Source organism: Miltoncostaea marina (genome assembly GCF_018141525.1).
GTDB lineage: Bacteria > Actinomycetota > Thermoleophilia > Miltoncostaeales > Miltoncostaeaceae > Miltoncostaea > Miltoncostaea marina.
Genome location: NZ_CP064655.1, coordinates 2,942,430 through 2,966,825 on the forward strand (window position 1 = coordinate 2,942,430; position 24,396 = coordinate 2,966,825).

Annotated in this window: 27 protein-coding genes and 1 tRNA gene; 15 read left to right on the forward strand and 13 right to left on the reverse strand. The window is 75.7% G+C overall.

Going from position 1 to position 24,396, the window contains the following annotated elements; translation table 11 throughout:
• The first annotated feature begins 90 nt into the window (after window positions 1-90).
• The 10 genes from ITJ85_RS14920 to ITJ85_RS14965 all read left to right on the forward strand — a co-directional run bounded on the left by ITJ85_RS14920 (window position 91) and on the right by ITJ85_RS14965 (window position 7,832).
• Window positions 91-885 (forward strand): SigB/SigF/SigG family RNA polymerase sigma factor, encoded by a 795-nt coding sequence (locus tag ITJ85_RS14920; protein WP_217913895.1) that lies wholly within the window; start codon window positions 91-93, stop codon window positions 883-885.
• Window positions 886-941: 56 nt separating this feature from the next.
• Entirely contained in the window at window positions 942-1,733 is a 792-nt protein-coding gene (locus ITJ85_RS14925) for an SDR family oxidoreductase (RefSeq protein WP_343233029.1), read from the forward strand.
• Between the two features lie 37 nt (window positions 1,734-1,770).
• On the forward strand, window positions 1,771-2,007 hold the full coding sequence (locus ITJ85_RS14930) for a hypothetical protein (RefSeq protein WP_217913897.1): 237 nt from the start codon (window positions 1,771-1,773) through the stop codon (window positions 2,005-2,007).
• A 51-nt stretch (window positions 2,008-2,058) separates the two neighbouring features.
• Complete coding sequence (locus ITJ85_RS14935; protein ID WP_217913898.1) at window positions 2,059-2,403, forward strand: cupin domain-containing protein; 345 nt, start codon at window positions 2,059-2,061, stop codon at window positions 2,401-2,403.
• A 5-nt stretch (window positions 2,404-2,408) separates the two neighbouring features.
• Window positions 2,409-2,723, forward strand: a complete 315-nt coding sequence (locus ITJ85_RS14940; RefSeq protein WP_217913899.1) for an STAS domain-containing protein — start codon at window positions 2,409-2,411, stop codon at window positions 2,721-2,723.
• Window positions 2,724-2,742: 19 nt separating this feature from the next.
• Complete coding sequence (locus ITJ85_RS14945; protein WP_217913900.1) at window positions 2,743-3,582, forward strand: glycosyltransferase family 2 protein; 840 nt, start codon at window positions 2,743-2,745, stop codon at window positions 3,580-3,582.
• A gap of 84 nt (window positions 3,583-3,666) precedes the next feature.
• Window positions 3,667-4,539 carry an SDR family NAD(P)-dependent oxidoreductase gene (locus ITJ85_RS14950; RefSeq protein ID WP_217913901.1) on the forward strand — a complete coding sequence of 291 codons (873 nt, stop codon included), beginning with the start codon at window positions 3,667-3,669 and terminating at the stop codon, window positions 4,537-4,539.
• A complete protein-coding gene (locus ITJ85_RS14955) occupies window positions 4,536-5,882 on the forward strand; it encodes a dihydrolipoyl dehydrogenase family protein (RefSeq protein ID WP_217913902.1) in 1,347 nt (448 codons plus the stop codon). The genes ITJ85_RS14950 and ITJ85_RS14955 overlap by 4 nt, the downstream gene beginning before the upstream one ends.
• Window positions 5,883-5,886: 4 nt before the next feature.
• Window positions 5,887-6,384: a hypothetical protein gene (locus ITJ85_RS14960; RefSeq protein ID WP_217913903.1), complete on the forward strand. Its 498-nt coding sequence runs from the start codon at window positions 5,887-5,889 to the stop codon at window positions 6,382-6,384.
• A complete protein-coding gene (locus ITJ85_RS14965; RefSeq protein WP_217913904.1) occupies window positions 6,381-7,832 on the forward strand; it encodes a DUF1990 family protein in 1,452 nt (483 codons plus the stop codon). The genes ITJ85_RS14960 and ITJ85_RS14965 overlap by 4 nt, the downstream gene beginning before the upstream one ends.
• Before the next feature lie 264 nt (window positions 7,833-8,096).
• On the opposite strand, the gene ITJ85_RS14970 is transcribed toward ITJ85_RS14965, so the two are convergent.
• Window positions 8,097-8,312 carry a hypothetical protein gene (locus ITJ85_RS14970; RefSeq protein ID WP_217913905.1) on the reverse strand — a complete coding sequence of 72 codons (216 nt, stop codon included), beginning with the start codon at window positions 8,310-8,312 and terminating at the stop codon, window positions 8,097-8,099.
• Window positions 8,313-8,409: 97 nt separating this feature from the next.
• On the opposite strand from ITJ85_RS14970, the gene ITJ85_RS14975 reads away from it, so the two are divergent.
• Entirely contained in the window at window positions 8,410-8,577 is a 168-nt protein-coding gene (locus tag ITJ85_RS14975) for a hypothetical protein (RefSeq protein ID WP_217913906.1), read from the forward strand.
• A gap of 51 nt (window positions 8,578-8,628) precedes the next feature.
• The gene (locus ITJ85_RS14980; protein WP_217913907.1) at window positions 8,629-9,945 is read left to right on the forward strand and encodes a hemolysin family protein; all 1,317 of its coding nucleotides are present in this window, start codon (window positions 8,629-8,631) and stop codon (window positions 9,943-9,945) included.
• A gap of 10 nt (window positions 9,946-9,955) precedes the next feature.
• Here the strand turns inward: ITJ85_RS14980 and ITJ85_RS14985 are convergent, their stop codons facing one another.
• The 4 genes from ITJ85_RS14985 to ITJ85_RS15000 all read right to left on the reverse strand — a co-directional run bounded on the left by ITJ85_RS14985 (window position 9,956) and on the right by ITJ85_RS15000 (window position 12,968).
• Window positions 9,956-10,795, reverse strand: coding sequence for a PfkB family carbohydrate kinase (locus ITJ85_RS14985; RefSeq protein WP_217913908.1), 840 nt, complete (start codon window positions 10,793-10,795; stop codon window positions 9,956-9,958).
• The gene (serS, locus tag ITJ85_RS14990; protein ID WP_217913909.1) at window positions 10,792-12,054 is read right to left on the reverse strand and encodes a serine--tRNA ligase; all 1,263 of its coding nucleotides are present in this window, start codon (window positions 12,052-12,054) and stop codon (window positions 10,792-10,794) included. Before serS ends, ITJ85_RS14985 begins: the two co-directional genes overlap by 4 nt.
• 3 nt (window positions 12,055-12,057) lie before the next feature.
• Window positions 12,058-12,423 carry an STAS domain-containing protein gene (locus tag ITJ85_RS14995; RefSeq protein WP_217913910.1) on the reverse strand — a complete coding sequence of 122 codons (366 nt, stop codon included), beginning with the start codon at window positions 12,421-12,423 and terminating at the stop codon, window positions 12,058-12,060.
• Window positions 12,424-12,485: 62 nt separating this feature from the next.
• Window positions 12,486-12,968 carry a c-type cytochrome gene (locus ITJ85_RS15000; RefSeq protein ID WP_217913911.1) on the reverse strand — a complete coding sequence of 161 codons (483 nt, stop codon included), beginning with the start codon at window positions 12,966-12,968 and terminating at the stop codon, window positions 12,486-12,488.
• Between the two features lie 156 nt (window positions 12,969-13,124).
• On the opposite strand from ITJ85_RS15000, the gene ITJ85_RS15005 reads away from it, so the two are divergent.
• Together ITJ85_RS15005 and ITJ85_RS15010 are read left to right on the forward strand one after the other, a co-directional pair.
• The gene (locus ITJ85_RS15005) at window positions 13,125-13,637 is read left to right on the forward strand and encodes a gamma carbonic anhydrase family protein (RefSeq protein ID WP_217913912.1); all 513 of its coding nucleotides are present in this window, start codon (window positions 13,125-13,127) and stop codon (window positions 13,635-13,637) included.
• Entirely contained in the window at window positions 13,621-15,852 is a 2,232-nt protein-coding gene (locus tag ITJ85_RS15010; protein ID WP_217913913.1) for a SpoIIE family protein phosphatase, read from the forward strand. Before ITJ85_RS15005 ends, ITJ85_RS15010 begins: the two co-directional genes overlap by 17 nt.
• A gap of 173 nt (window positions 15,853-16,025) precedes the next feature.
• Here the strand turns inward: ITJ85_RS15010 and ITJ85_RS15015 are convergent, their stop codons facing one another.
• From ITJ85_RS15015 to ITJ85_RS15045, 7 genes are all read right to left on the reverse strand, one after another.
• Window positions 16,026-16,685 (reverse strand): hypothetical protein, encoded by a 660-nt coding sequence (locus ITJ85_RS15015; protein WP_217913914.1) that lies wholly within the window; start codon window positions 16,683-16,685, stop codon window positions 16,026-16,028.
• Complete coding sequence (locus tag ITJ85_RS15020) at window positions 16,685-18,388, reverse strand: electron transfer flavoprotein-ubiquinone oxidoreductase (protein ID WP_217913915.1); 1,704 nt, start codon at window positions 18,386-18,388, stop codon at window positions 16,685-16,687. The genes ITJ85_RS15015 and ITJ85_RS15020 overlap by 1 nt, the downstream gene beginning before the upstream one ends.
• Before the next feature lie 100 nt (window positions 18,389-18,488).
• The gene (locus ITJ85_RS15025; RefSeq protein ID WP_217913916.1) at window positions 18,489-19,067 is read right to left on the reverse strand and encodes a hypothetical protein; all 579 of its coding nucleotides are present in this window, start codon (window positions 19,065-19,067) and stop codon (window positions 18,489-18,491) included.
• A gap of 161 nt (window positions 19,068-19,228) precedes the next feature.
• Window positions 19,229-20,635 (reverse strand): NAD(P)(+) transhydrogenase (Re/Si-specific) subunit beta, encoded by a 1,407-nt coding sequence (locus tag ITJ85_RS15030; protein WP_217913917.1) that lies wholly within the window; start codon window positions 20,633-20,635, stop codon window positions 19,229-19,231.
• A complete protein-coding gene (locus ITJ85_RS15035; RefSeq protein WP_217913918.1) occupies window positions 20,635-20,958 on the reverse strand; it encodes an NAD(P) transhydrogenase subunit alpha part 2 in 324 nt (107 codons plus the stop codon). Before ITJ85_RS15035 ends, ITJ85_RS15030 begins: the two co-directional genes overlap by 1 nt.
• Window positions 20,955-22,103, reverse strand: a complete 1,149-nt coding sequence (locus ITJ85_RS15040; protein WP_217913919.1) for an NAD(P) transhydrogenase subunit alpha — start codon at window positions 22,101-22,103, stop codon at window positions 20,955-20,957. The genes ITJ85_RS15035 and ITJ85_RS15040 overlap by 4 nt, the downstream gene beginning before the upstream one ends.
• Before the next feature lie 405 nt (window positions 22,104-22,508).
• Window positions 22,509-22,581, reverse strand: a tRNA-Ala gene (locus ITJ85_RS15045).
• Between the two features lie 91 nt (window positions 22,582-22,672).
• On the opposite strand from ITJ85_RS15045, the gene ITJ85_RS15050 reads away from it, so the two are divergent.
• Window positions 22,673-23,467, forward strand: coding sequence for a tyrosine-protein phosphatase (locus ITJ85_RS15050; protein ID WP_217913920.1), 795 nt, complete (start codon window positions 22,673-22,675; stop codon window positions 23,465-23,467).
• On the opposite strand, the gene ITJ85_RS15055 is transcribed toward ITJ85_RS15050, so the two are convergent.
• The gene (locus ITJ85_RS15055; RefSeq protein WP_217913921.1) at window positions 23,409-24,368 is read right to left on the reverse strand and encodes an NAD-dependent epimerase/dehydratase family protein; all 960 of its coding nucleotides are present in this window, start codon (window positions 24,366-24,368) and stop codon (window positions 23,409-23,411) included. The two genes, ITJ85_RS15050 and ITJ85_RS15055, sit on opposite strands and share 59 nt — an antisense overlap.
• Window positions 24,369-24,396: the final 28 nt, after the last annotated feature.

Consider the following 24,396-nt stretch of genomic DNA (forward strand, 5'->3'; position numbering starts at 1 on the left):
CGGCGGCGGACGCAAACGACGGCGGGCCCGCCGCGACACCTGATGGCGCGGCCCGTTTTCGTGCGAGCGGCGGCGGGGTAGGCGCCCGCCATGTCGGCGCAGGCCCCCGGCGCCTCCCGCGAGCGCGAGCGGCTCATCCTCGAGTACATGCCCTTCGTGCGCGCGCTCGCCCGCCGCTACGCGGACCGCGGCGAGCCCCTGGAGGACCTCGAGCAGGTGGGCCTGGTGGGCCTGATCAACGCCGTCGACCGCTACGACCCCGCACGCGGCCACGACTTCCGCTCGTTCGCGGCGCCGACGATCGTCGGCGAGATCCGGCGCCACTTCCGCGACCGCACCTGGGCGGTGCGGGTCCCGCGCAGCGTGAAGGAGGACCAGGAGCGCGTCTCGGCGACGGTCGAGCAGCTCTCGATGCAGAACGGCCGCACGCCGAGCGTGCGCGAGATCGCCGAGGAGGGCGGGCTGTCGGCCGACCGGGTGCTGGACGCGCTCGCGGCCCGGTCGGCCTACCGGCCCCGCTCGCTGTCGCGCGTCACGACCGACGGCGACGGCGACGGCCACCTCGACGTCGAGGTGGCCGAGGAGGGCTTCGAGCTCGCCGAGGACCGGGTGGTGCTGCGCGGGTGCCTGGAGACGCTGCCGGCCCGGGAGCGCATGATCATCCACCTGCGCTTCGACCGCGGCATGCTGCAGTCGCAGATCGCCGCGACCCTCGGCATCTCGCAGATGCACGTGTCGCGCCTCATCGCCCGGGCCCTGGACCGCCTGCGCGCGGCGGCCGAGGGATCGCCGCGGGTTTCGCAGGACGAGACCGGGGTACAGGGGCGCGCAGCCCGCCGCCCGCGGCGGGCGGGCACACGACCCGAGAGGCGCGAACGCCCGTGAGCGAGACCACGAAGCCCCCGCAGGAGCAGCCCCGTCAGCCGGGCGTCGAGTCGCGGATGACGCCGCGGCCCGAGGCCGGTCCGCGCCGCCACCCGGGCGGGCGGCTGGCCGGCAGGCGGGCGCTCGTGAGCGGGGGCGACAGCGGCATCGGCCGGGCGGTGGCGCTCGCCTTCGCGGCCGAGGGCGCCGACGTGGCGATCCTCTACCTCGACGAGCACGGCGACGCCGACGAGACGGTCGCCCGCATCGAGGAGGAGGGCCGGCGCGGCCTCGCCATCGCGGGCGACATCTCGGAGAAGCGCCACTGCGACGAGGCCGTCGCCCAGGTGGCCGACCGCCTCGGCGGCATCGACGTGCTCGTCAACAACGCCGCCGAGCAGCACCAGGTGTCGGACATCGCCGAGATCACCGAGGAGCAGCTCGAGCGCACCTTCCGCACGAACATCTTCTCGATGTTCTTCGTGACCCAGGCGGCGCTGCCGCACATCCCGGAAGGCGGCGCCATCGTCAACACGACCTCGGTCACCGCGTACAAGGGCAACCCGTCGCTCATCGACTACTCGGCCACGAAGGGCGCGATCGTCGCCTTCACGCGGTCGCTGTCGGGGGCGCTCGCCGAGCGCGGCATCCGGGTCAACGCCGTGGCGCCGGGCCCGATCTGGACGCCGCTGATCCCCGCGACCTTCGACGCGGAGTCGGTGGAGTCGTTCGGCGCCAACGTGCCGATGGGGCGCCCCGGCGAGCCCGCCGAGGTGGCGCCCAGCTACGTCTTCCTGGCGTCGGACGACGCCTCGTACATGAGCGGCCAGGTCCTGCACCCCAACGGCGGCACGATCGTCGGCGGGTGAGGCGGCCGCGGACGGAGGGAACGGGATGCCGACGGTGATGCGACAGGGGAGGCTGCACCTCCCGGTGGTCTACGAGACGTGGTCGGAGTGGCGCGAGGAGCAGCCGGTCCAGCCGGTCGCCGCGCCGCCGGCGCGGGCGGCCGCGCCCGGGGGGCAGCCGTGCGCGACTTGCTGGGGCCAGGGGCGGATCATGACGGCGGCCGCCAACGGCGAGGGCCTGGTGCCCGGCGGGTGCTGGACCTGCGGCGGCGCCGGCACGGTGCCGATCGCCTGACCGCGCGGGGCGCCGGCGGTTTCGCGAGCGCTCGCGGGCGGGTATGAGCATGTGCCCGATCCCTGCGAGCAGGAGGACCGCGTGGACGTCTGGAAGTCGAGCGATCTGAGCGTGCGCCCGGGTCATCCCGAGGTGCTCCACTCCTCGCCCAAGGGGCGGGCGATCGCGATACGACTCGACGCCGGCACCGGCCTCGGCGACCACGAGGTGCACGAGGACGCGTGGCTCACCGTGGCCCAGGGACGCGTGACGGTCAGCGCCGACGGCGGCCGCGATGAGGTCCCCGCCGGCGGGCTGGTCGCCTTCGACCCCCGCGAGCGCCACCAGGTCACCGCCGTGGAGGACTCCCTGCTCCTGCTGCTGCTCACGCCATGGCCGGCGCCGGATCGGCGATGAGGGGCGTGGACGAGATCGTCGCCCAGGAGCACGACGGACGCACCCGCCTGATCGTGCGCGGCGACCTCGACCTCGCGACCCGCGACGACTTCATCCGCGAGCTCTCCCGCGCCCTGGAGCGCGGCCGCGTGGAGATCGACCTGCGCGAGCTCGAGTACATCGACTCGGTCGGGCTGTCGACGCTCATCGAGGCCGACCGCATGGCCACCGCCGCCCCCGAGGGGGAGCGCGCGCGGATCCTCGTGGCGCCCGAGGGCGCCGTGCGGCGCATGGTCGAGCTGACCCTCCTGCACCTGACCCTGGACGTCCGCCACGGCTAGGGGCGCGCCGGTCACGGTGGTGGTCGCCACCCGGGACCGGCGCGACTCGCTCGGGCGGGCGCTCGACGAGCTCGCCGCGCTGCCGGAGCGGCCGCCGGTGGTGGTGGTCGACAACGGCTCCGCCGACGGCACGCCCGGGATGGTGGCCGAGCGCTTCCCCGGCGTCACGCTCGTCGAGCTGGGGCGCAACGCCGGCGCGGCCGCGCGCACGCGCGGCGCCCTGGCGGCGCGCACCCCCTACGTCGCGTTCAGCGACGACGACTCGTGGTGGGCGCCGGGCGCGCTCGCCCGCGCGGCCGAGGTGCTCGACGCGCACCCCCGCCTGGCGGTCGTCGCCGCGCGCGTGCTGGTGGGACCGGAGGGGCGCGAGGACCCGGTGTGCGCGGCGATGGCCGCCAGCCCCCTCCCCCGGCGCGGCGGGCCGGGCCCGGCGGTGCTCGGCTTCGTCGCGTGCGGGGCGGTGGCGCGCCGCGCGGCCTACCTCGGGGTGGGCGGCTTCGAGGAGCGCTTCGGCGTCGGCGGCGAGGAGGAGCTCCTGGCCGCCGACCTGGCCGCCGCCGGCTGGGGGCTCGCCTACGTGGAGGAGGTCGTCGCCCACCACCACCCCGCGCCGCGCGACGACGACGGCGCCGCCCGGCGCCGGGCCCAGGCGCGCAACGCGCTGTGGTTCGCGTGGCTGCGCCGCCCCGCCCGCGCCGCCGTGCCGGCGACCGCGCGCGCCCTGCGCGCCGCGCTGACCGACCCCGCGGCGCGCCGCGGGCTGGCCGACGCGGCGGGCGGCCTGCGGTGGGCGCTCGCCCGCAGGCGCCCGGTCGACCGCCGCGTGGAGCGGTGGCTGGCGGCCCTCGACCGCGCGTGAACGCCGGGGAGCGCGGTTCGGAACGTGCCCCGGGCGGGCACTCGGCCCCCAGGGGCGCGCGGCCCCGCGGAGCGAGGGGGTGCGGTGGGACGGCTTGACGGGCGGGTCGCGATCGTGACGGGCGGCGGCGCCGGCATCGGCGAGGCGGTCGCGCTGAAGCTGGCGTCGGAGGGCGCGCGCGTCGTGGTGAGCGGCCTCGCCGACGACCCGATCGAGGACGTCGCCGGGACCGCCCGCGGGCTGGGCGGCGACGCGGTCGCCTGCGCCGGCGACCTCGGCGACGACGGGGTGGCCGACGCCTGCGTGGCGGCCGCGATCTCGCGCTGGGGCCGCCTGGACGTGCTGGTCAACAACGCCGCCACCGAGGCCGACCGCATGTGCCGGGCCGACGAGATGCCGGTGTCCGAGCTCGACCGGCTGCTGCGCGCCAACGTCCGCTCGCTGGTGCTGATGACGCGCGCCGCGCTGCCGGAGCTGCGCCGCAGCCGCGGCGTCGTGCTGTCGGCCGGCAGCACCGCGGGGGTGTCCGGCATCCCGAACATGGCGATCTACGGCGGCACGAAGGGCTTCGCGACCTCGTTCACGCTCGGCGTGGCCGCCGAGTCGGCGGCGGACGGCGTGCGCGCCGTCGTCGTGGTGCCGGGGCCGACCGACACCGGCCAGACGCGGCCCGAGGCCGGGCCGCACACGCCCGAGGCGGCCCAGACGATCGTCGACTCCACGATCGTGGGGCGCCGGGCCACCGTGGAGGAGATCGCGAACGTCTACGCCTTCCTGGCGGGCGACGAGGCGTCGTTCGTGACGGGCGTGGTGTGGGTGGTGGACGGCGGCGTGGGCATCTCGCGCGGCCTGCCGGGCCGCCGGGGCGACATCCCCGCCCCGCCGCTCACGCTGCCGGTGCGCCACTCGCTGGAGGGCTTCGCGCACGACGAGGGCGACAAGCCGGGTCAGTCGTGAGCGGCGGCGCCTACGACGCGATCGTGATCGGCTCCGGATCGGGGGGCCGCTCGGTCGCCGGGCGCCTGGGCGACGCCGGCATGCGGGTCGCGATGGTGGAGGCCCGCCTCGTGGGCGGCGAGTGCCCCTTCTGGGCCTGCATGCCGGCGAAGGCGCTGCTGCGGCCCGGCGAGGCCGTCGCCGCCGCGCGCAGGGTGCCCGGCGTGGAGGCGCGCATCGCCGACTGGGACGCGGTGGCCGGCTGGCGCGACTGGGTGACCGCGGGCCTCGACGACGCGGGCAAGGTGCGCCGCTACGAGGACCAGGGCGTCGAGGTGCTGCGCGGCACCGCGCGCATCGACGGCCCCGGGCGCGTGGTCGTCGACGGCGAGACGCACGCCACGCGGCGGATCGTCGTGGCCACGGGCAGCGAGCCCGTGGTGCCGCCGGCCGAGGGCATCGACCGCATCGGCGCGTGGACCAACCGCGAGGCGATGGAGCTGCGGCGCGTCCCCGAGCGCGCGCTGGTGCTGGGCGGCGGGCCGGTCGGCGTGGAGATCGCCCAGATGCTGGCCCACGGCGGGGCGCGGGTGAGCGTGGTGGAGGCGGACGACCGCCTGCTGGCCGGCGAGGAGCCGGAGGTGAGCGCGCTGCTGGAGGAGGCGTTCGCCGCCGCGGGCATCGAGCTGCTGCTGGGCCGGCGCGCGGAGCGCTTCGCCCCGGAGGACGGGATGGCCCGCGCCGTCCTCGACGACGGCACCGAGCGCGTCGTGGAACGGGTCGTCGTGGCCACCGGGCGCAGGCCGCGCGTCGAGAACATCGGCCTGGAGACGGTGGGCGTGGAGCCCGGCGAGGCCGGCATCGACGTCGACGACCGCTGCCGCGCGGCCGAGGGCGTCTGGGCGGTCGGCGACTGCACGAGCGCCCCGAGCTTCACCCACGTCGCGTCCTACCAGGGGCGCGTCGCGGCGGCCGACATCCTCGGCGAGCCGCTGCGCGCCGACCTGTCGGCCGTGCCCCGCTGCGTGTTCACCGACCCCGAGGTGGCGGCGGTGGGCCGCACCGCGGCGCAGGCCCGCGAGGCGGGCATCGCGACCGTCGCCGCCGCCGTCGACCTGGCGGACCTCGAGCGCGCCACCACCTACGGCCGCGGCGTGATCGGCCGGGCCGGGCTGCTGGCCGACGCCCGCGAGGGCGTCGTGGTGGGCGCCCACGCGGTCGGGCCGCTCGCCTCGGAGTGGATCCACATGGCGGTGCTCGCGGTGCGGGCCCGCATCCCGGTCGACGTCCTGCGGGACGTCGTCGCCCAGTTCCCGACCTTCTCGGAGGCCCTCGTTGCCGCAGCGCGCCGGCTCGACGTCTGACGGCGTGGCGGACGACCGCCGCGTCCTGCGGATCTACCTCGGCGACCACCTCGCCATGATGCGCGCGGGGGCGGCGCTCGTCGGCCGCATGCGCGGCGGCGGCCACCACGGCGCCGCGGCGGCGCTGCTCGAGCGGGCGGCGGCCGAGCTCGACGCCGGCCAGGAGGCGGCGACGGTGCTCCTGCGCCAGCTCGGCGCCGGGCCGCCGCTCGCCAAGCTGGCCGCGGCCACGCTCGGCGAGCGCCTCGGGCGCATGAAGCTCAACGGGCGCATCGCCAGCCGCTCCCCGCTCTCGGACGTGCTCGAGCTGGAGGGCCTCGGGCTCGTGCTGCTCGGCTCGGCCGCCCTCTGGCGGGCCCTGGAGCGGGCCGAGGTGGCCTCCGACGGGCTCGTGCGCGACCACGCCGAGCGCTGCGAGGCGCTCGCCGCCGAGGTGGAGGAGGCGCGCCTGGCGCGCGCGACGGACGTGCTCGGCACGACGGCCGGGTCGGTGCCGCGGTGAGCCTCGCGGGGCTCCTGGAGCGCGCCTACACGGCGCTGCTCGCGGCCCGCTCCGCGCTGCGCTGGGGCCTCGGCGGCGTCGTGGCGAGCTGGCGCTACCTGCGCCACGCGGTCGACATCGAGCGCGAGACCGAGACGCGGCGCGGCCCGGACACCGGCCCGGTCGACCGCCCCGTGCCCGGCGGCGACGAGGAGCTGCAGCCGCGCGAGGAGGGCGCCGGCGCCTCGCTGCGCCGCCGGTACCGCGTGCGGGTGCGCGACGCCGCGATGTCCCCCGAGGAGCTGATCGACGCGCTGGCGCGCGACCCCAACCGCGCCTCGCCGCTCGAGGTGTCGCGCTTCGTCAAGACGAAGGGGCGCCTCGGCGAGATGGCCGAGGGCGACGAGTACGTCGTCTGGATGCCGGGGCCCTGGAACGGCCCGGTGCGCGTCGCCGAGCGCCGCCCGCGCTCCTTCCGCCTCGCCACCCTGCAGGGCCACATGGAGGCGGGCGAGATCGAGTTCCGGGCCCGCGAGGAGGGCGACGAGCTCGTGGTGGAGATCGAGTCGGCCGCGCGCAGCGGCAGCGTGCCGTTCCTCCTCGTCTACGGCCCACTGCGGGTCGCCCAGGAGATGCAGCTGCACATGTGGGCGCACTTCCTGGAGCGCGCCGCCGCCATCGCCGGCGGCGAGGCGACCGGCCCCGTGCAGGTGCGCACGGTGCGCTTCCCCGACGACCGCGGCGAGCCCTCCCGGCGCGGGTCGCGCCGCGCGATGCGGATGCTGGAGCGCCTGCAGGACCGACGGCTCAACTTCGACCCCGCCGAGCTGGAAGGGGCCGGGCCCGAGACCGGCTGGCTGGTCGACGACCACAGCGTGGCGCTCGGCACCGAGCCGCCCGGCCCGCCCGTCCCCGGCGGGCCCTGGGAGGTCGCGCGGGACCTCGTGCGTGACTACCGCTTCGCCGATCCCCGGCTGATCGAGGCCATCTACCACCCCACCGAGCGCCTCGAGGAGCGCAACATGCTCCTGCAGGGGCACTTCCTCGGCATGCGCTTCCTGTTCGGCGTGCGCGTGGCCGCGGTCGTCGACGAGACGCGCGAGATCGACGGCCGGGAGGCGCGCCTGTGGGGCTGGAGCTACCGCACCCTCGAGGGACACCTCGAGCGCGGCCAGATGGAGTTCGAGGCCCTCAAGTGGCTCGACACCGGCGAGGTCCTCTTCCGCATCCGCGCCATCTCGCAGAAGGCGCCGGTGCGCAACCCGGTCGTCCGGTGGGGCTTCCACGTCTTCGGCCGCGGCCTCCAGCTGCGGTTCGCCCGCCTCGCCCTGGCGCGCATGCGGGACATGGTGGCCGCCGAGCTCGCCGGCGGCGGCGAGGCGCGCGCCGCGGAGGGCGGGCCCGCCGCGGTGCCCGTCGAGACGACCTCCCGCCCCGACGACGCCGACGCCGGAGGCGCCGCCGCCTGAGCCCTCGCCGGCGGCCGTCGCCGCAACGTGCTCGATCGGGCGCCAGGCGGCCGCTCACTTGGGCGCTGGGCGGCCGCTCACTTGGGCGCTGGGCGGCCGCTCACTTGGGCGCTGGACGGCCCGCTCACTTGGGCGTCTGGGCGGCCGCTCACTTGGGCGCTGGGCGGCCGCTCACTTGGGCGCTCGACGGCCGCTCACTTGGGCGGGGGACGGCTCCGCCCCGGTGGGCGCGCCGTGGGCGCCACCGGGGGGGTCCCGACGGGCTCAGATGCCGGGCTGCGGCACCGGGTCCGGCTCCGAGGGCGGGACGGGGTCCGGCTCCGGGAGCGGGATGCTGGGCGGCGTGGGCTCCGGGATGCGGGCGGGCCCCGGCACGGGCTCGGGCACGGGGTCCGGCATCGGCTCGGGGACCGACGGCGGGTACGGCTCGGGGATGGACGGCGGCGTCGGGAACGGGTCCGGGATCGGCTTGGTCGTCATGACCGGTCGACTACCCGGGAGCCGGGGCCGCGGCACATCGGTTGAGCGCCCGGGCGATCGGGGATCACTCGGGCGACCACGACCCGCAGGAGGACCCGTGCAGGACGACCGCACCGACCAGCAGGGGGCCGAGCCGGAGCGCAGGCCCGGCGTGCCGCCGCACCAGCCGCCGCCCCAGACCAGCGACGCGGACCGCGTCGACGAGGGCAGCGAGGAGTCGTTCCCCAGCTCCGACCCGCCTGCCACGGGGGGCCCGGGGGTCTGACGGGCGTGACGACTGGGATATCATTCCGGTCGTGAACGTCACCACGGGCCGTTGACCAACGCGGTCCAGATCGCCGCGGCACTCTTCCTGGTGCTGCTGAACGGCTTCTTCGTCGCCGCCGAGTTCTCGCTCGCCCGGGCGCGGATGACCCGTCTCGACCAGCTGGCCGACGCCGGCCGGGGCGGCGCGGTGCTCGCTCGCGAGCAGGTGCGACATATCGACCGCTACCTCGCCGCCTGCCAGCTGGGCATCACGCTCGCCAGCCTGGGGCTCGGCTGGCTGGGCGAGCCGGCGTTCGCCCACCTGCTCGAGCCCGCCTTCGAGGCGGTGGGCTTCGGCGCGGGCTCCTCGACCGCGACCGCCGTGGTGATCGCCTTCGTCATCATCACGGTGCTGCACGTGGTCGTGGGCGAGCTGGCGCCGAAGTCGGTCGCGATCCAGCGGGCGGAGAGCACGGCGATGGGCATCTCCCGCCCGCTCGAGTGGTTCCGCATCGTCTTCTCGCCGTTCATCTACCTGATGAACGGCGCGGGCAACGCCCTCGTGCGCGCGCTCGGCGTGCAGCCGGCGACCGAGAGCGAGCTCGCCTCCTCGCCCGAGGACCTGCAGATCCTGATCGCCCAGAGCGAGGAGGGCGGCGCGATCGAGCCGGAGGAGGCCGACATGCTGGAGGGCGTCTTCGGCCTGCAGGAGACGCTCACCCGCGACATCATGACCCCCCGCCCCGAGGTCATGACCCTCGACGCCGGCTCGCCGGTGCGCTCGGCGCTCACCGAGGCGCTCGCCACCCGCCACAGCCGCTTCCCCGTGCTGAACGGCGACGGCGTGCGCGGCGTGGTGCACCTCAGCCAGCTCGCGCGCGGGCTGCTGGAGCACGGCGAGCAGGTGCCGGTCTCCCAGCTCTCGGGCGCCGCCCTCTACGTGCCGGAGACCCAGCCGGTCGACGACCTGCTGCGCCAGATGCAGAGCCGCCGCGCCTCGCTGGCGGTGGTGCTCGACGAGTACGGCGACTTCGCCGGCGTCGTGACCATCGAGGACGTCATCGAGGAGATCGTCGGCGAGATCGACGACGAGCGCGACCGCGCCCCAGCGGTCGACCAGCGCCCGGACGGGCGGCTCATCGTGCGCGGCCACGTCCCCCTGGAGGACCTCGCCGACCACGGCGTGGAGCTCGTCGACGAGACCGTCACCTCGGTTGGCGGGCTCGTCTTCACCAAGCTGGGGCGGCTGCCGCGGACCGGCGACAGCGTGACCGCGGACGGCTGGCACCTGACGGTGGAGGCCACCCGCGGCACCCGCGTCGTGCTGGTGGCGATCGAGCCGGCCGACGTCGAGGACGACGCGGGCGCGGCGCCCGCCGGCGCGTAGGGCCCCGGCCTTAGGCCTCCACGAGCTGCGCCGCGAGCGCGCCGCGGCCGGTGAGGCAGGCGGCGCCGCAGCGGGCGCCCAGCGCGAGCGCCGCATCGAGCTCCAGACCGCGCCCGAGGCCCACCGTCAGCCCGCCGGCGAACGAGTCGCCGCAGCCGTAGGAGTCGATCGGCGGCCCCGGCGGCGGCGCCGCCTCCCAGCGCCCCGAGGCCCCGCCGGCCGTCTCGTAGCGGCCGCCGCGGGCGCCCTCCGTCCACACGATCGCCCCGGGGGCGACGGGCAGCGCGTCGGGGTCGACCGCCTCGGCCGGGTCGCTCGCGCTCGCCACCACCACGTCGGCCCGCACGCCGCTCTCCACGAGCTGGCGCAGGCGCCGGCTGGTGGCGACGAGCACCCGCGCGCGCCGGGCCGCCGCGACGGTCGCGGAGTCGTGGCCCGTGAAGTAGGCGGCGTCGCAGCCGGCCAGCTCGTCCCACGGCAGGGCGTCCTCGATGCGCGCCGAGGTGGCCGCGCCGATCACCAGGATCGCCCGGTCGCCGGTGGGGCCGGTGGCGCTCACGGCGCGCGTCTGCGGGCCCGCCCGGCGCGCCGCGAGCACCGTGACGCCCTCGGCCTCGAGCCGCGCCGTGGCCTGGGCGCCCGAGCCGTCGTCGCCGAGGGCCGTGAAGAACAGGCACTCGGCTCCGAGCCTCGCGACCTGCGCGGCCGACACCCCGCCCCCGCCCGCCGGCTCGTCGAACGGCTCCGAGACGTAGGTGATCTCGCCGGGCAGGGGCATGACCCCGCGCGCGTGCGTCACCCACTCGACGTGCCCGACGACGGCCACCCGCGGGCGCGTCACCGGGCTCATCGCGGCCGGATCTCCTCCGGCGCGCCGTTCGCGACGAGCGCCGCCGGGACGGCGACCGAGCCGTCCTCGCGCTGGTGGTTCTCGAGGATCGCGATGATCGTGCGGCCCACGGCGACGGCCGTGCCGTTGAGCGTGTGCACCGGCTCGGTGCCCGTGGCCCGCTTCACGCGCGCCCGCAGGCGGCGGGCCTGGTAGTCGGTGCAGTTCGAGCACGAGGTGACCTCGCGGTAGGCGCCCTGGGCGGGCATCCACGCCTCGCAGTCGAACTTGCGCGCCGCCGAGGCCCCGAGGTCGCCCACCGCGATGTCCACCACCCGGTAGGGGACCTCGATCGCCTGCAGGATCGCCTCCTGCACGCCGAGGATGCGCAGGTGCTCCTCGGCCGAGTGCTCGGGCAGCACAAACGAGAACATCTCGACCTTGTCGAACTGGTGCACGCGGAAGATGCCGCGCGTGTCGCGGCCCGCCGCGCCGGCCTCGCGCCGGAAGCAGGTGGACAGGCCGCCGTAGCGCAGCGGCAGGTCGTCCTCCGCCAGGATCTGGTCGCCGTGCAGGCCCGCCAGCGGCACCTCCGACGTGCCCACCAGGTAGAGGTCGTCGTCGGCGGTGCGGTAGATCGAGGCCCGGTCGGTCGGGAAGAAGCCCGTGCCGTACATCGCCTCCTCGCGCACCAGCACCGGCGGGATGACCGGGGTGAAGCCCTCGGCCTCCAGCCGGTCGAGGGCGAGGCCGACGAGCGCCAGCTGCAGCCGCACCAGCGGCCCCAGCAGGTACGCGAAGCGGGCGCCCGAGACGCGCGCCGCCGACTCCATGTCGATCACGCCCGCGGCGGCGCCGAGCTCGAGGTGGTCGCGCGGGGCGAAGCCGAACGCCGGCGGCTCGCCGACGCGGCGCAGCTCCACCGAGTCCTCCTCGCCGCCGTCCGGCGCGGCGTCCTCGGCGAGGTTCGGCAGCCCGGCGAGGATCGCGTCGCGGCGCCCCTCCAGCTCGCGCAGCTCCTCCTCCTGGCGGGCCAGGTCGTCGCCCAGGCGCCGGGCGTCGGCCTCGAGCGCCGCCGAGTCCTCGCCGGCCCGGCGGGCCTGGCCCACGGCCTTGCTGATGCGGGTGCGCTCGGCGCGGGTCGCCTCGACGGCGGTGCGCAGCGCCCGGGCGGCCTCGTCGGCGGCCAGCAGGTCGCCCAGCGCGCCCTGCTCCCCGCGCCGCGCCAGCCCGGCGGCCACGCGCTCCGTGTCCGCGCGGATCAGCCTGAGGTCGAGCACCGGCTAGCCGTCGTCCCCGTCGGCCTGCTGCTCGTCGAACGCGGCGATGACGGCGTCGAAGTCGTCGCCGAACACGAACGCGCGGCGCAGGCCCGTGATCTCGAACACGCGCCGCAGGCGCCGGTGCGGGCAGATCAGGCCCAGGCGCCCCTCGCCGGCCCGCGAGCGGTTGAGCAGGCTCACCAGGGCGCCGAGCCCCGACGAGTCGAGCAGGGTGACGTCGGTGAGGTCGATGACCAGCGGCGTGGTGGCCGGGTCGAGGTCCTCCAGGTCCTGCCGGAAGCCCGAGACGGTGTAGATGTCGAGCTCGCCGCCGAGGATCACGAGCATGACCCCGTCGCGAGCCTCGGTGGTCACGTCCAGGCTCATGCGCGGGATGCTACCGGCCGGGGCCCCGGAGCCGCGTCGCGGCCCGGGGCCCCGCCGGGCAGCTACTGCAGGCTGACCACGTAGGCGACGACGTTGTCGAGGTCCTCGCCCTGCGCCAGGCCCGGCGGCATGGCGCCGCGGCCGTTCTCCACGGTCTGGCGGACGACGTCGGGGGTGAGGCCCTTGCCGGCGAGCTGCGGGCCGATGCCGCCGGCGTCCTGGCCGTTGTTCATGTGGCAGCTCGTGCAGGTCGAGGCGAAGAACTGCTGGCCGGCGGCCGCGTCGCCGCCGGTGGCCTCCTCGCCGCCGCCGCCCCCGGCGGGCGCCTCGGCGCCCCCGCCGGCGTCCTGGCCGCCGTCGGTCTCGACACCCGCCCCCGCGCCGCCGGGCGCCGGGGCGCCGGGCGCGGTCACGGTCTCGCCGTTCGAGTCGGTCTGGAGGGCGCTGTTGACGACGGTCGGGGCGCCATCCGGCGTCCGGGCCTCCTCATCGCTGCTCTCGACGCAGCCGGCCAGGAGGCCGGCGGCGGCCACGAGGACCACCATCGGAAGGACAATCCAGCGCCTGCGCACCCACTCACCCCCGGTTCGTCGGATCGGCCCCGGATCATATGCGCCGGAGCGTCAGAAACAACGCGACGGATGTCACCCGGGCGCGCCGCGACGGGCGCTGGCGCGACATCGCGGTAGCCTTCCGGAACCGTGATCCGGACCCTCCAGGGCGAGGCGCCCGACATCGCCGCCGGCGCGTGGGTGCACGACGCCGCGGAGGTGATCGGGCGCGTGCGGCTCGGCGCGGGGGCCTCCGTCTGGCCGCGCGCGGTCGTCCGCGGTGACACGGAGCGCATCGTCGTGGGCGCCGGCTCGAACGTGCAGGACGGCGCGGTGCTGCACGCCGACCCCGGGTTCCCCTGCCTGATCGGCGAGCGGGTCACCGTGGGGCACCTCGCCTGCGTCCACGGCTGCGTGATCGAGGACGAGGTGCTCCTGGGTATGGGTGCGATCGTGATGAACGGCGCGGTGGTGGGCGGCGGCTCGATCGTGGGCGCGGGCGCGGTGGTGACCGAGGGTGCGCGCATCCCGCCGGGCTCGATGGTGCTGGGCGTGCCCGGCCGGGTCGTGCGCGCGACGAGCGCGGAGGAGCGGGAGGGCCTGCGGGCGTCCGCCGCCCGCTACGTCGCGCTGATCGGACGGCACCGTGGCGATCTGGAGTGACCCCACGGCCCGCGCCCGGGCGGACCGGGTGCCGGCCGTCGCCGCGCGCGTCGCGGCCGTCGCCGCCGCGGACCTCGGCGCGGCGCTCTGCGAGATCGCGGCGCTGGTGCACGAGGTGCTCCCGGCCGACGTCGTGGCCGTGCGCGTCGTCGACGAGACGGAGGCCGCCGACCACCGCACCGGGCACCACTTCGGCCCCGCGCCGGCGGCGCAGGCGCTGGAGCCGCTGCTGCGCGGCGACGGCCCCGACCCGATCGCGATCGGCGACGCGGCGCGCGCGGCGGGCGCGCCCGTCACCTGGCCGCGGGTGGCCGCCGAGGCGGAGCACGTGGCGCGCCTCGCGGAGCTGGCGGGCGGCGACGGGCGCCTCGGCGCCCTGCACCGCGCCCTGTTCGACGCGGCCGGCGTGGCGGTGCCGCTGACCCTGCCCGGCGAGCCGCCCGTCGGCTCGACGACCCTCATCGCCCTGAGCGGCGAGGCGGCGCTGCCGCCGGACGCCATCGCGGCGCTCACCGCGCTGACGCCGCAGATCGCGCTCGTCGCGCGCAACCACCAGCTCGCCGTGCGCAGCCGGCGCACGCGTCGCACGCTCGAGGGGGTGATCGCGTCGATCCCGGTCGGCGTGATCGTCAGCGACGTGCGCGGGCGCCTGTCGCTCGCCAACCGGGCCGCCGACGAGCTGGTGGGCATCGAGCTCGGCGCCCACGTGGGGCGGCCGATCACCGCGGTGGTCGATGAGCAGGTCAAGTGGCGGTTCACCAACCCCGAGGAGTACGCCGCGCGCTTCCTCGCCATCCACGCCGACCCCGAGGCCGAGGTGACCGGCAGCGTCGACACCGTCGCCGGCCGCGTGGTGGAGCACAGCTCGGCCCCGGTGCGCGACGAGGACGGCGGCCTGCTCGGGCGGGTGGACATCCTCCACGACGTCACCGCCACCCGCCACGCCCTCGACGACGCGCGCCGGCTGGCGGAGGAGCGCGCCATGCTGCTCGACCGCGAGGAGCGGCGGGCGCAGGAGGAGGCCGACCTCGCCCGGGCCGCCCAGGCGCTCGCCTCGGCGATGAGCCCGGCCGAGATCCACGAGCGCCTGCTCGACGAGGCCCACCACTTCGTCGCCGGCTGCGAGAAGGGCGCCGTGCTGACCGTCGACCGGCGCGGGCTGGTGCTGCCGGCCGCCACGCGCAACTTCGGCGAGGCCACCGTCGAGCAGCTCACCTTCCGCCTGGGCTCGGGCACGGTGGGGCGGATGCTCGAGAGCGGCCGGCCGCTCATCTGCAACGACACGGCCGTCGACGACCGGATCTCCACCCGCATCACCGGCCCGGAGGGCATCCGCTCGTTCATGCTGGTGCCCCTGATGCACGGCGGGCGGGTGCTCGGCCTGGTGAGCGTCAACTGCCTCCAGCCGCGGGAGTTCGGCGAGCGCGAGGTGCGCATCCTCACCGAGCTCGCGCGCCACGCCGCCGGGGCGCTCGCCAACGCCCTCGAGTTCGAGCGCGAGCGGCACATCGCCGAGACGCTGCAGCAGGCGCTCATCGCCGACCGGCTGCCCGACGTCCCCGGCCTGGAGCTCGCCGCCCGCTACCAGGCGGCGGCCGGGTCGCTGGTGGGGGGCGACTTCTACAGCGCCTGGACGCTGCCCGACGACCGCCTGGCGGTGCTGGTGGGCGACGTGTCCGGCAAGGGCGTCGACGCCGCCGGCGTCACGGCCATGGCGCGCTACATGGCGGAGGCGCTCAGCCAGCACCGCCCCGAGCCGGCCGACGTGGTGGGCGAGCTCAACGACCTCATGTGCCCGCGGCTCGCCGACGGCGCGCTGGTCACGCTCGTGCTGACCGTCGTGGACACCGCGCGCGGCGAGCTGCGCTGGTGCTGCGCCGGGCACCCGCCGCCGCTGCTCGTGGGCGCGGGCGGGACGATGCGCGCGCTGGAGGACCCCTGCCCGCCCTGCGGGGTGTTCCCGGGCGAGCGGTACCGGCAGTCGACCGAGCCGTTCGGCCCCGGCGACGCGCTGGTGCTCTACACCGACGGCCTCATCGAGGCGCGCCGGCGCCTGCGCGAGTTCGGCGAGGACGGGCTGCGGCGGGCGCTCGCCGACGCCGCGGGCCTGGACCCGCGGGGGGTCGTGGGAGCCCTGCACGCGGCGGCCTGTGACTGGCGGGGCGGGCGCCTGACCGACGACGTGGCGATCGCGGTGGTGCGCCGCACCGCGTAGCCGGCCGCCGACGAGCACGTCGAAGAAGTCGGCCACGCGTCCGCCGGCTGCAAACCGTCGCGCTCCGGCGTCCGCGTCAACGCCGATGCAACCAGCATCGGCGTCGGCCGCGGCCATCCGGATCGCTCGGTCTTCGCTCGGCGGGTCACGTGCCCTTCGTTCTTCGACGTGCCCTACAGGTGCTCGGCGAGCGCCTCCACGAGGAAGCGGGTGTGCGCCTGGAGCGTGGCCGCCTGGCCGATCCGGTTGACGGTCTCGGGGCCGGCCACGGCGTCGGGCCCGCCGCGGTCGATCTCGATCTGCTTCGCCCGCCGGTCCATCGCGAAGATCGTGTCGGCGAGCTGCGTCTGGCGCTCGTTCATCCACGCCAGCACGTCGTCGGCGATCGGCGGCCGCCCCTCGCGCGCCTCGTCGAGCAGCCCGAGGAAGACCCGGGTCCAGGCGGCGATGCGCACCCGGCGCTCGAGCATCGGCTCGATGCCCGGGTCGCCCGCGGCGACCTCGCCGAACTGCAGGCCCACCTCGAACGCGTGGGCCTCCCCCACCCGTCCCATCTGGGCGTCGACGTCCGCCTCGCGCCGGGCGAGCCGCGCCGGCAGCTCGCGCGCCAGGCGCTCCAGCGCCGGCGCCGCCGCGGGGGCGGCGTTGGCGGCGAGCGCCTCGGCCACGAGAGCCAGGTGGGCGCGCACCGCCGGGTCGCCCGCGGGCGCGAGGTCGTCCGACCCCGCGGCCTCGCGGGCGAGCAGCTCGGGCAGCCGGCCCGGCCGCGCCTGCATCCACGACAGCAGCCCGCGCGCCGTGGGGTGCGGGGCGCGGGCGGCCGGCCCGGCCATCAGGTGATCGTGTACTCGGGCCCGCTGCCGCCCTCGGGCGGCGTCAGGCGGCCGCCCTTGGCGGTGATGGCGCCGCACTGGACGCAGTTGGACGGGTTGACGTGCACCGTCACCCGCCCGTCGCCGGCGCCGCGCGACTCCTCGTCGATCTCGTAGACCTTCGCCGGGCACATGTGCACCCAGGCGGTCGCGAGCTCGGCCGGCACGTCGCGCTGGATGCGGATGTGGTTGGGCTGGTCGTCGCGGGTGGCGTTGCCGCTGGCGAAGACGCTCGACAGCTTGTCGAACAGGTACTCGCCGTCGGGCGCCGGGTAGCTCTTGTCGCGGTCGCCGATGAAGATCGGCTCGCGCACGTCGGGCTTGAACCGCACCGGCTTGCGCGGCGCGTGGCCGAACGAGCCCGTGGCCATGCCGTGCATCATCCCGCCGTAGACGAAGCCCTTCTGGAAGGCCGGCCGGATGTTGCGGACCTTCCAGAGGTCCTTCCAGATGGCGGAGTCGCGGACGGCCTTCGTGTAGCCCCACAGGCCCGTGGCGGTGGTGGCCTTGCCGGCCTTGAGCGCCTGGTAGATCTGCTCGCCCGCCAGGCGGCCGGAGTGGATCGCGTTGTGGACGCCCTTCAGGGCCATCATGTCCACGAAGCCCGCGCTGTCGCCGACCATCACGGCGCCCGGCACGTGGAAGCGGCTCGGCAGGCCGTAGAGGCCGCCGCCCGGGATGGTCTTGGCGCCCCAGGCCAGCCGCTTGCCGCCGGCGAGGATGTCGCGGACCATCGGGTGGGTCTTGAACTGCTGCAGGACGTCGTGCACCGACAGGGTGGCGTCGGCGTAGTCGAGGCCGACCACGTAGCCGATCGAGACCATGTCGTCGCCCATCGGGTAGATCCACGAGCCGCCGTACTCGCGGTACTTCGTGCCCAGGCGCAGCGGCCAGCCGAGCGTGTGGATGACCTTCGTGAGCGGCTTCGGGACCTGCCAGACCTCCTTGACCCCGAGCTCCCAGATCTGGGTCGACTGGCGGTCCAGGTCGAAGTGGCGGCGCAGCACCCCGGTCAGGTGGCCGGGCGTGCCCTCGGCCAGCACGGTGACCCGCGCGTGGACCTCGGCGCCGGGCTCGAAGGCGGAGAGCTCCTCGCCCTCCTTGCCCCGCCCCTTGTCGCCGGTGACGACGCCCATCACGCGGCCCTGGTCGAGGATGAGCTTCTGGCAGTCCGTCTCGGGCAGCATGAAGGCGCCGAGCTCCTCGGCCTGCTCGCTCATCCAGCGCGCGAGCTGCGACACGGAGACGACCCAGTTGCCGTGGTTCTTCATCTGCGGCGGGGTCGGGATGCGGATCTTCGACTTCGGCCGCATGAAGTAGACCGACTCGCCGGTGACCTCGCCGTAGTGCGGGATGGAGGCCGCGTCGACGTCCGGGAACAGGTCGCGGATCGGACCGGGGCGCATGACCGCGCCCGACAGCAGGTGGGAGCCGGCCGTCTTGCCCTTCTCGGCCACCGCCACCGGCACCTCGCCGAGCTGCTCGGCGAGCTCGGGGTCCTCGCCGATGAGCTGACCCAGGCGCACGGCGGTCGCGAGGCCGCCCGGCCCCGCCCCGACGATCAGTACGCCGACGTCGATGCGCTCGTCCTCGGCCGCGGCGGGCGGGACGATGTAGTCGGACGGCTGGAAGGGCGGCGGGTAGTCGGCCGGGAGGACGCTCATTCGGCAGGCTCGCTGGGCTCGGGTACGGGGATCTCCGGTGATCCTACCCGGCGCGGTGTCGGATGGACGGCCCCCGTTGCGGGGGCCGTCCACCCCCGGCTCAGGCCGCCGCTGCCCCGGGCGCGGGCGCCGGCGCCGGCGCGTCCTGCGCGGGCGCCGCCGCGGCCGCCGCGAGCTCGCCGCAGCGCTTCGTCGGGCCGCGGTCGATGACCAGCTTCGCGGCGGGCAGCGCGTCGGCCGTCGTGCCCCGGGGGGCGCGGAAGGTCACGATCACGCGGTCGCCGGCGTCGAGCGCGTCCCAGGTGCCGGCCCGGGGGGCGCGCTTGGGCGTCGCGCCCGTCGCCCCGTGGCGCGCCTTGCCGACCAGCCGCACGCGGGTCGTGTCGGCGAGGCCGGCGCTCAGCGCGCGCTCGCCGTCGAGGGCCCGCCGCATGTGGCGGTTGCCGCCCAGCACGGCCAGGTCGACGCCGCCGGCCGTCGCGTCGCGGACGACGCAGGCCTGGAGCAGGTGGGCGACCGGCCGCGGTGCCTTCGCCTTGGCCTTGGCCTTGGCCTTGGCCGTCGCGGGCGCCGTGGCCGTGGCCGGCGCGGCGGGGGACGGGGCGTCGCCCGGCGCGGCCAGCGCGGCCGGGGCCACGATGAGGGCGAGCGACGTGCTCACGATCAGGGTCTTGCGCATCGGCGGGATCCTCGGTGCGGGGGAACGGGCGCCGGGAGTATCGGCACCGCCGTCGCGATCCGGGAGGCCCCTCACGGATTCCTCACACGCCCCGAACGTCGCCATGACGCGGGCGGGCGGCGCGGGACGGCGCCCCGCCGGGGCGCCGTCCCGCCACGGGGCTACAGCGAGATGGCGTCCCGCTGGCCGGCGACCTCGTTGGTCAGCTCCGTGACCACGGACTTGGCGTCGCCGAACACCATGGAGGTCTTCTCGTTGAAGAACAGCTCGTTCTCGATGCCGGCGAAGCCCGCGCGCATGGAGCGCTTGACCACGAAGATGGTCTGGGCCTGGTCGACGTTGAGGATCGGCATGCCGTAGATCGGGCTCGACGTGTCGTGACGGGCCGCCGGGTTGACGACGTCGTTGGCGCCGAGCACCAGGACCACGTCGGTCTGGGCGAAGTCCGAGTTGATCTCGTCCATGTCGAGCAGCTGGTCGTAGGGCACGTTGGCCTCGGCCAGCAGCACGTTCATGTGGCCGGGCATGCGCCCCGCGACCGGGTGGATCGCGAACTTCACGTCCACCCCTTGCTTCTCGAGCGCGTCGGCCAGCTCGCGCACCTTGTGCTGCGCCTGGGCCACCGCCATGCCGTAGCCGGGCACGATCACGACCGAGCCGGCGATCTTCATGAGGTCGGCCGCCTCGTCGACCATCGCGGTGCGGTACGTGCCCTGCTCGGCCCCGTCGCCGCCGGCGGTGGCGTCGGTCGCCCCGAACGCCCCGAACAGCACGTTCGTGAACGAGCGGTTCATGGCGCGGCACATGATGATCGACAGGATCAGGCCCGACGCGCCGTCGAGGGCGCCGGCCACGATGAGCAGCTTCGAGTCGAGCACGAAGCCCAGGGCCGCCGCCGACAGGCCGGCGTAGGAGTTGAGGAGGGCGATGACGGTCGGCATGTCGGCGCCGCCGATCGGGATGATCAGGAAGATCCCGAAGGCCAGGCCGAGGCCGACGACGACCGGGATCGTCCAGTTCACGTCCGGGTCGGCCATCGTGTAGATCACGAGCGCCAGCGCCGCGCCGAGCACGGCGAAGTTCACCGCGTTCTGGCCGGGGTAGACGATCGGCCGCTGCGGCAGCCACTCCTGCAGCTTGCCCGCCGCCATCAGCGAGCCGGTGAAGACCAGCATCCCGAGCGTGATCTCGATGCCGATCACCAGCAGGTCGAACTTCGAGTAGTGGCTGCGCTCGAGGTAGAAGTGCGCCACGCCGATGAGGCCGGCGGCGAGACCGCCGAACGCGTGCGAGAGCGCGATCCGCTGCGGCATGGCGGTCATCGGCACGAGCAGGCCGAGCGGCACGCCGATGGCCGACCCGATCAGCAGGGCGACGGCGATGAGCAGGTAGCCCTCGCCGTCGATGTCCGGCCAGAAGAGGGTCGCGACGATCGCGATGCCGAAGCCGATCTCGCCGGCGAGCACGCCGCGGCGGGCCGTCGAGGCCTGGGACATCCACTTCAGCGAGAAGGCGAAGCCCAGGGCGGCGACGAGGTACGCGAGCTGGATCCAGTTCATGCGGTCCATCAGGCGGCTCCGTCCTCGGTCGCGACCGGCTTGCGCTCACGCGGCTTGAACATCTTGAGCATGCGGTCCGTGATGATGAACCCGCCGACCACGTTGATCGACGACGCGACCACGGCGATGAAGCCGAGCACCTGCGCGTACGTCGAGTGCCCCTGGCCCAGGATCACGATCGAGATCACCAGGGCGATCGCGGACAGCGCGTTGGTGAGCGCCATCAGCGGCGTGTGGAGCAGCTTCGGGATGCGGCGGATCACCTCGAAGCCCACGAACGCCGCGAGCGAGAAGATGAAGAGGTTGGTGATGATGATGTCGGTGCTGCTCACGAGGTGACACCCTCCTCGGCGCCGAGGGCCGACTGGACCCGCTCGTTGACGATGCGGCCGTCCCGGCAGACCGTGGTCTGGTTGACGATGTCGTCGTCGCCCGGCGGCGCGACGGCGCCGTCGGCGACGATCAGCGCCAGGAAGTTCGCGACGTTCTTCCCGTAGAGCTGGCTGGCGTGGAACGGCGCCTCGGACGGGACGTTGACCGGCCCGATCACCTTCACGCCGTCCACGTCCACGGTCTCGCCGGGCCGGCTGGGCTCGACGTTGCCGCCCTGCTCGGCGGCGAGGTCCACGACCACCGAGCCGGGCGCCATCGCGCGCACCATGTCGTCGGTGATCAGCACCGGGGCCTTCGCGCCCTGCACCTGCGCCGTCGTGATGACGACGTCGGACTTGGCGACGACCGCGGTCATCAGCTCGCGCTGCTTCGCGAGCTGCTCGTCGGTGAGGGCCTTCGCGTAGGCCCCCGAGCCGGTGCCCTCCTGGCCGGTGTCGAGGTCGAACTCGACGAACTTGGCGCCGAGGCTCTTGACCTCCTCCTTGGCCGCCGCGCGCACGTCGTAGGCCTCGACGACCGCGCCCAGGCGGCGCGCGGTGGCGATGGCCGACAGGCCGGCGACGCCGGCGCCGACGACGAACACCCTCGCCGGCGCCATCGTGCCGGCCGCCGTGGTCATCAGCGGGAAGACCTTCGGCAGCGCGACGCCGGCCATCAGCACGGACTTGAAGCCCGCGATGTTGGCCTGGGAGCTCAGCACGTCCATCGCCTGCGCCCGCGTGGTGCGCGGCAGCAGCTCGAGGGAGTGCAGCGTCACGCCCTTGTCGGCGAGCGCCGCGGCCACCCGGGGCTGCGCGAACGGCGCCGCCATGCCCACGACGACCTGGCCGGCGTGGAGCTTGGCCAGGTCCGGGCTCGCCGGGTCGTTGGCGAGCACCCGCACGTACGCGACGACGTTCGCCGAGAGGGCGTCGTCGCGCGTGCCGATGGTGGCGCCCTTCTCCTCGTAGGCGGCGTCGGGGTAGCCGGCGGCGGCGCCCGCGCCCGACTCGACGACGACCGCGGCGCCCAGCTTCTGGAGCTGGGGCACGACCGCCGGGGTCAGCGCTACTCGCCGTTCGCCGTCGAGCGTCTCGGCGGGCACGCCGATCGTGAGCGGCGCGCGCGTGGCTTCAGCCCCGTTCGGGGCGGGGGGGGAGCTGGTCGACACAGTTATGGGATCCCGGGACGGTGACGAGGGTGCGGTTTTCTACCGTAGGCCTCATGGTCCGTCAACGAACGACGGACCAGGCGGCGGCTGGACGCGCATCCTACGCGTATACGCAGAACGCCTGCAGATCGTGGGCGCGCGGCCCCTCGGGGGCGGGCCGCGGGCGACCGCACGGGGCGTCCCCGGCCGTCTCGGTACGCGAGATCCCGGGGCCGGCGGCGACGGGCGACGCGCCCGTGCGCCCGGCGGGGGCCGCCCTGGCGGGCGGCCGGGCGCCGGTGCCGACGGCGCCCACCCGGACATGAAAAACGCCCCTGTGCGGGGCGTTCGTGAGCCGAGTGGAGGATAGCGGATTCGAACCGCTGACCTCCTGGGTGCGATCCAGGCGCTCTCCCAACTGAGCTAATCCCCCGGGTCCGGCGAACACCATAGCGCCCGATGGGCGCGACGTCAGCCCTCCGGGGGACGAGCCATCGGACCCCGGCGCTACCCTGCGAGGGGACGTGATCGACCTCCACTCGCACCTGCTCCCGGGCCTGGACGACGGACCGGCCTCCATGGCCGAGGCGGTCGCGATGGCGCGCGCCGCGTGGGACGCGGGCACGCGCCAGATGGTCTGCACGCCGCACATGAGCGCCCGCCACCCCACCGACCCGCACGCGGTGCACGAGGGGGTCGCGCGGCTGCGCACGGCGCTCGACGACGCCGGGGTCGGCCTGCGCATCGCCGGCGGCGGCGAGATCGACCTCGAGCACCTCGCCGGGATGAGCAACGAGCAGCTCGCCCTGTCGGCGCTCGGCGACGGCGGCAGGTGGGTGCTGCTGGAGATGCCGTTCCGCGGGTGGCCGCTCGCGCTGCCGCAGATCCTGCGCGACCTCGAGATGCGCGGCTACGGGGCGATCATCGCCCACCCCGAGCGCGCCGAGGCCATCCAGCGCGCGCCCGACCGCATGCGCGACGTCGTCGGCCGCGGCGCCCTGGTGCAGCTCACCGCGGGCTCGTTCCTCGGCGAGCACGGGCCGGCCGCCCGCCGCACGGCGCTGGTGCTGCTGGCCGGCGGGGTCGCGCACCTCCTGGCCTCCGACGCCCACTCCGCGGGCCCCTGGCGGGGCCCCGAGCTCGAGCCCGGCCTGCAGGCGGCCGCCGACGGCATCGACGTGAACCCCCAGACGCTGCGCTGGATGGTCGACGAGGGCCCCGCCGCGGTGCTCGAGGGGCGGCCGGTGCGGCCGCCGCGGCTCACGTCGTCGCGAAGGCCCCGGGGGGACGGGAGCCCGGCGACCGCCGCGCGGCGATGACCGACTCGCGGGTGGCGGCGAGGCCGTCGCGCAACGAGGTCCGCGCGCTCCAGCCGTAGAGGCGGCCGGCCTTCGCGGGGTCGAGCGCGCTGCGCTGCAGCTCACCCTGGCGGGGCGGGGCGAACTCCGGCTCGCCGTCGTAGCCAAGCCCCTCCAGCAGATCGAGCACGCTCACCTCGGCGCCGCAGCCCACGTTGACCGTCTCGCCGGGCTCCCCCGCCTCGGCGGCGAGGAAGGCGCGCACGACGTCGCCCACGTAGACGTAGTCGCGGGTCTGCAGGCCGTCGCCGAAGATGCGCGGGCGCTGCCCGTCGAGGATGCGCCCGCAGAAGATCGCGACCACGCCGGCCTCGCCGTGGGGGTCCTGGCGCGGGCCGTACACGTTGCCCAGCCGCAGCACGGTGACCGGCACGCCGTAGAGGCGCCCGTAGAGGTGGCAGTAGCCCTCGCCCGCCATCTTGCTCATCCCGTAGTGGGACATCGGGCGGGTCTCGCAGGTCTCCGGCGTGGGGATCGGCAGCTCCTCGTACTCGCCGTAGCCGGCGCCGCCGGTGGAGGCGAACACCACCCGCGCCCCGGCCGCGCGGGCGGCCTCCAGCACGTTGATCGTGCCGATCACGTTGACCGCGGCGTCGTGGCCCGGGTCCTCCAGGGCCTTGCGCACGTCGGCCTGGGCGGCGAGGTGGAAGATCGTGGCCGGGCGCGCCTCCGCCACCGCCGCGGCCAGGGCGGTGGCGTCGCGGATGTCGATCTCGTGGAAGGCCGCCGCGTCCGGCACCCGGATGCGCTGTCCGTTCGAGAGGTCGTCGACCACGTGCACCTCGCGGCCCTCCAGCAGCAGCGCGTCGGCGAGGTTCGACCCGATGAACCCGGCGCCGCCGGTGATGAGTGCAGTCGTCACGCTGCTACCTTTCGGTCGATGGTGGAGC

What these genes read in the sequence shown, in the direction of transcription:
- ITJ85_RS14920 (WP_217913895.1), top strand. Translation starts at nt 91, where the DNA reads ATGTCGGCGCAGGCCCCCGGCGCCTCCCGCGAGCGCGAGCGGCTCATC.
- ITJ85_RS14925 (WP_343233029.1), top strand. Translation starts at nt 942, where the DNA reads ATGACGCCGCGGCCCGAGGCCGGTCCGCGCCGCCACCCGGGCGGGCGG.
- ITJ85_RS14930 (WP_217913897.1), top strand. Translation starts at nt 1,771, where the DNA reads ATGCGACAGGGGAGGCTGCACCTCCCGGTGGTCTACGAGACGTGGTCG.
- ITJ85_RS14970 (WP_217913905.1), bottom strand. Translation starts at nt 8,312, where the DNA reads ATGACGACCAAGCCGATCCCGGACCCGTTCCCGACGCCGCCGTCCATC.
- ITJ85_RS14985 (WP_217913908.1), bottom strand. Translation starts at nt 10,795, where the DNA reads ATGAGCCCGGTGACGCGCCCGCGGGTGGCCGTCGTCGGGCACGTCGAG.
- ITJ85_RS14995 (WP_217913910.1), bottom strand. Translation starts at nt 12,423, where the DNA reads ATGAGCCTGGACGTGACCACCGAGGCTCGCGACGGGGTCATGCTCGTG.
- ITJ85_RS15000 (WP_217913911.1), bottom strand. Translation starts at nt 12,968, where the DNA reads ATGGTGGTCCTCGTGGCCGCCGCCGGCCTCCTGGCCGGCTGCGTCGAG.
- ITJ85_RS15015 (WP_217913914.1), bottom strand. Translation starts at nt 16,685, where the DNA reads ATGGCCGGGCCGGCCGCCCGCGCCCCGCACCCCACGGCGCGCGGGCTG.
- ITJ85_RS15020 (WP_217913915.1), bottom strand. Translation starts at nt 18,388, where the DNA reads ATGAGCGTCCTCCCGGCCGACTACCCGCCGCCCTTCCAGCCGTCCGAC.
- ITJ85_RS15025 (WP_217913916.1), bottom strand. Translation starts at nt 19,067, where the DNA reads ATGCGCAAGACCCTGATCGTGAGCACGTCGCTCGCCCTCATCGTGGCC.
- ITJ85_RS15030 (WP_217913917.1), bottom strand. Translation starts at nt 20,635, where the DNA reads ATGGACCGCATGAACTGGATCCAGCTCGCGTACCTCGTCGCCGCCCTG.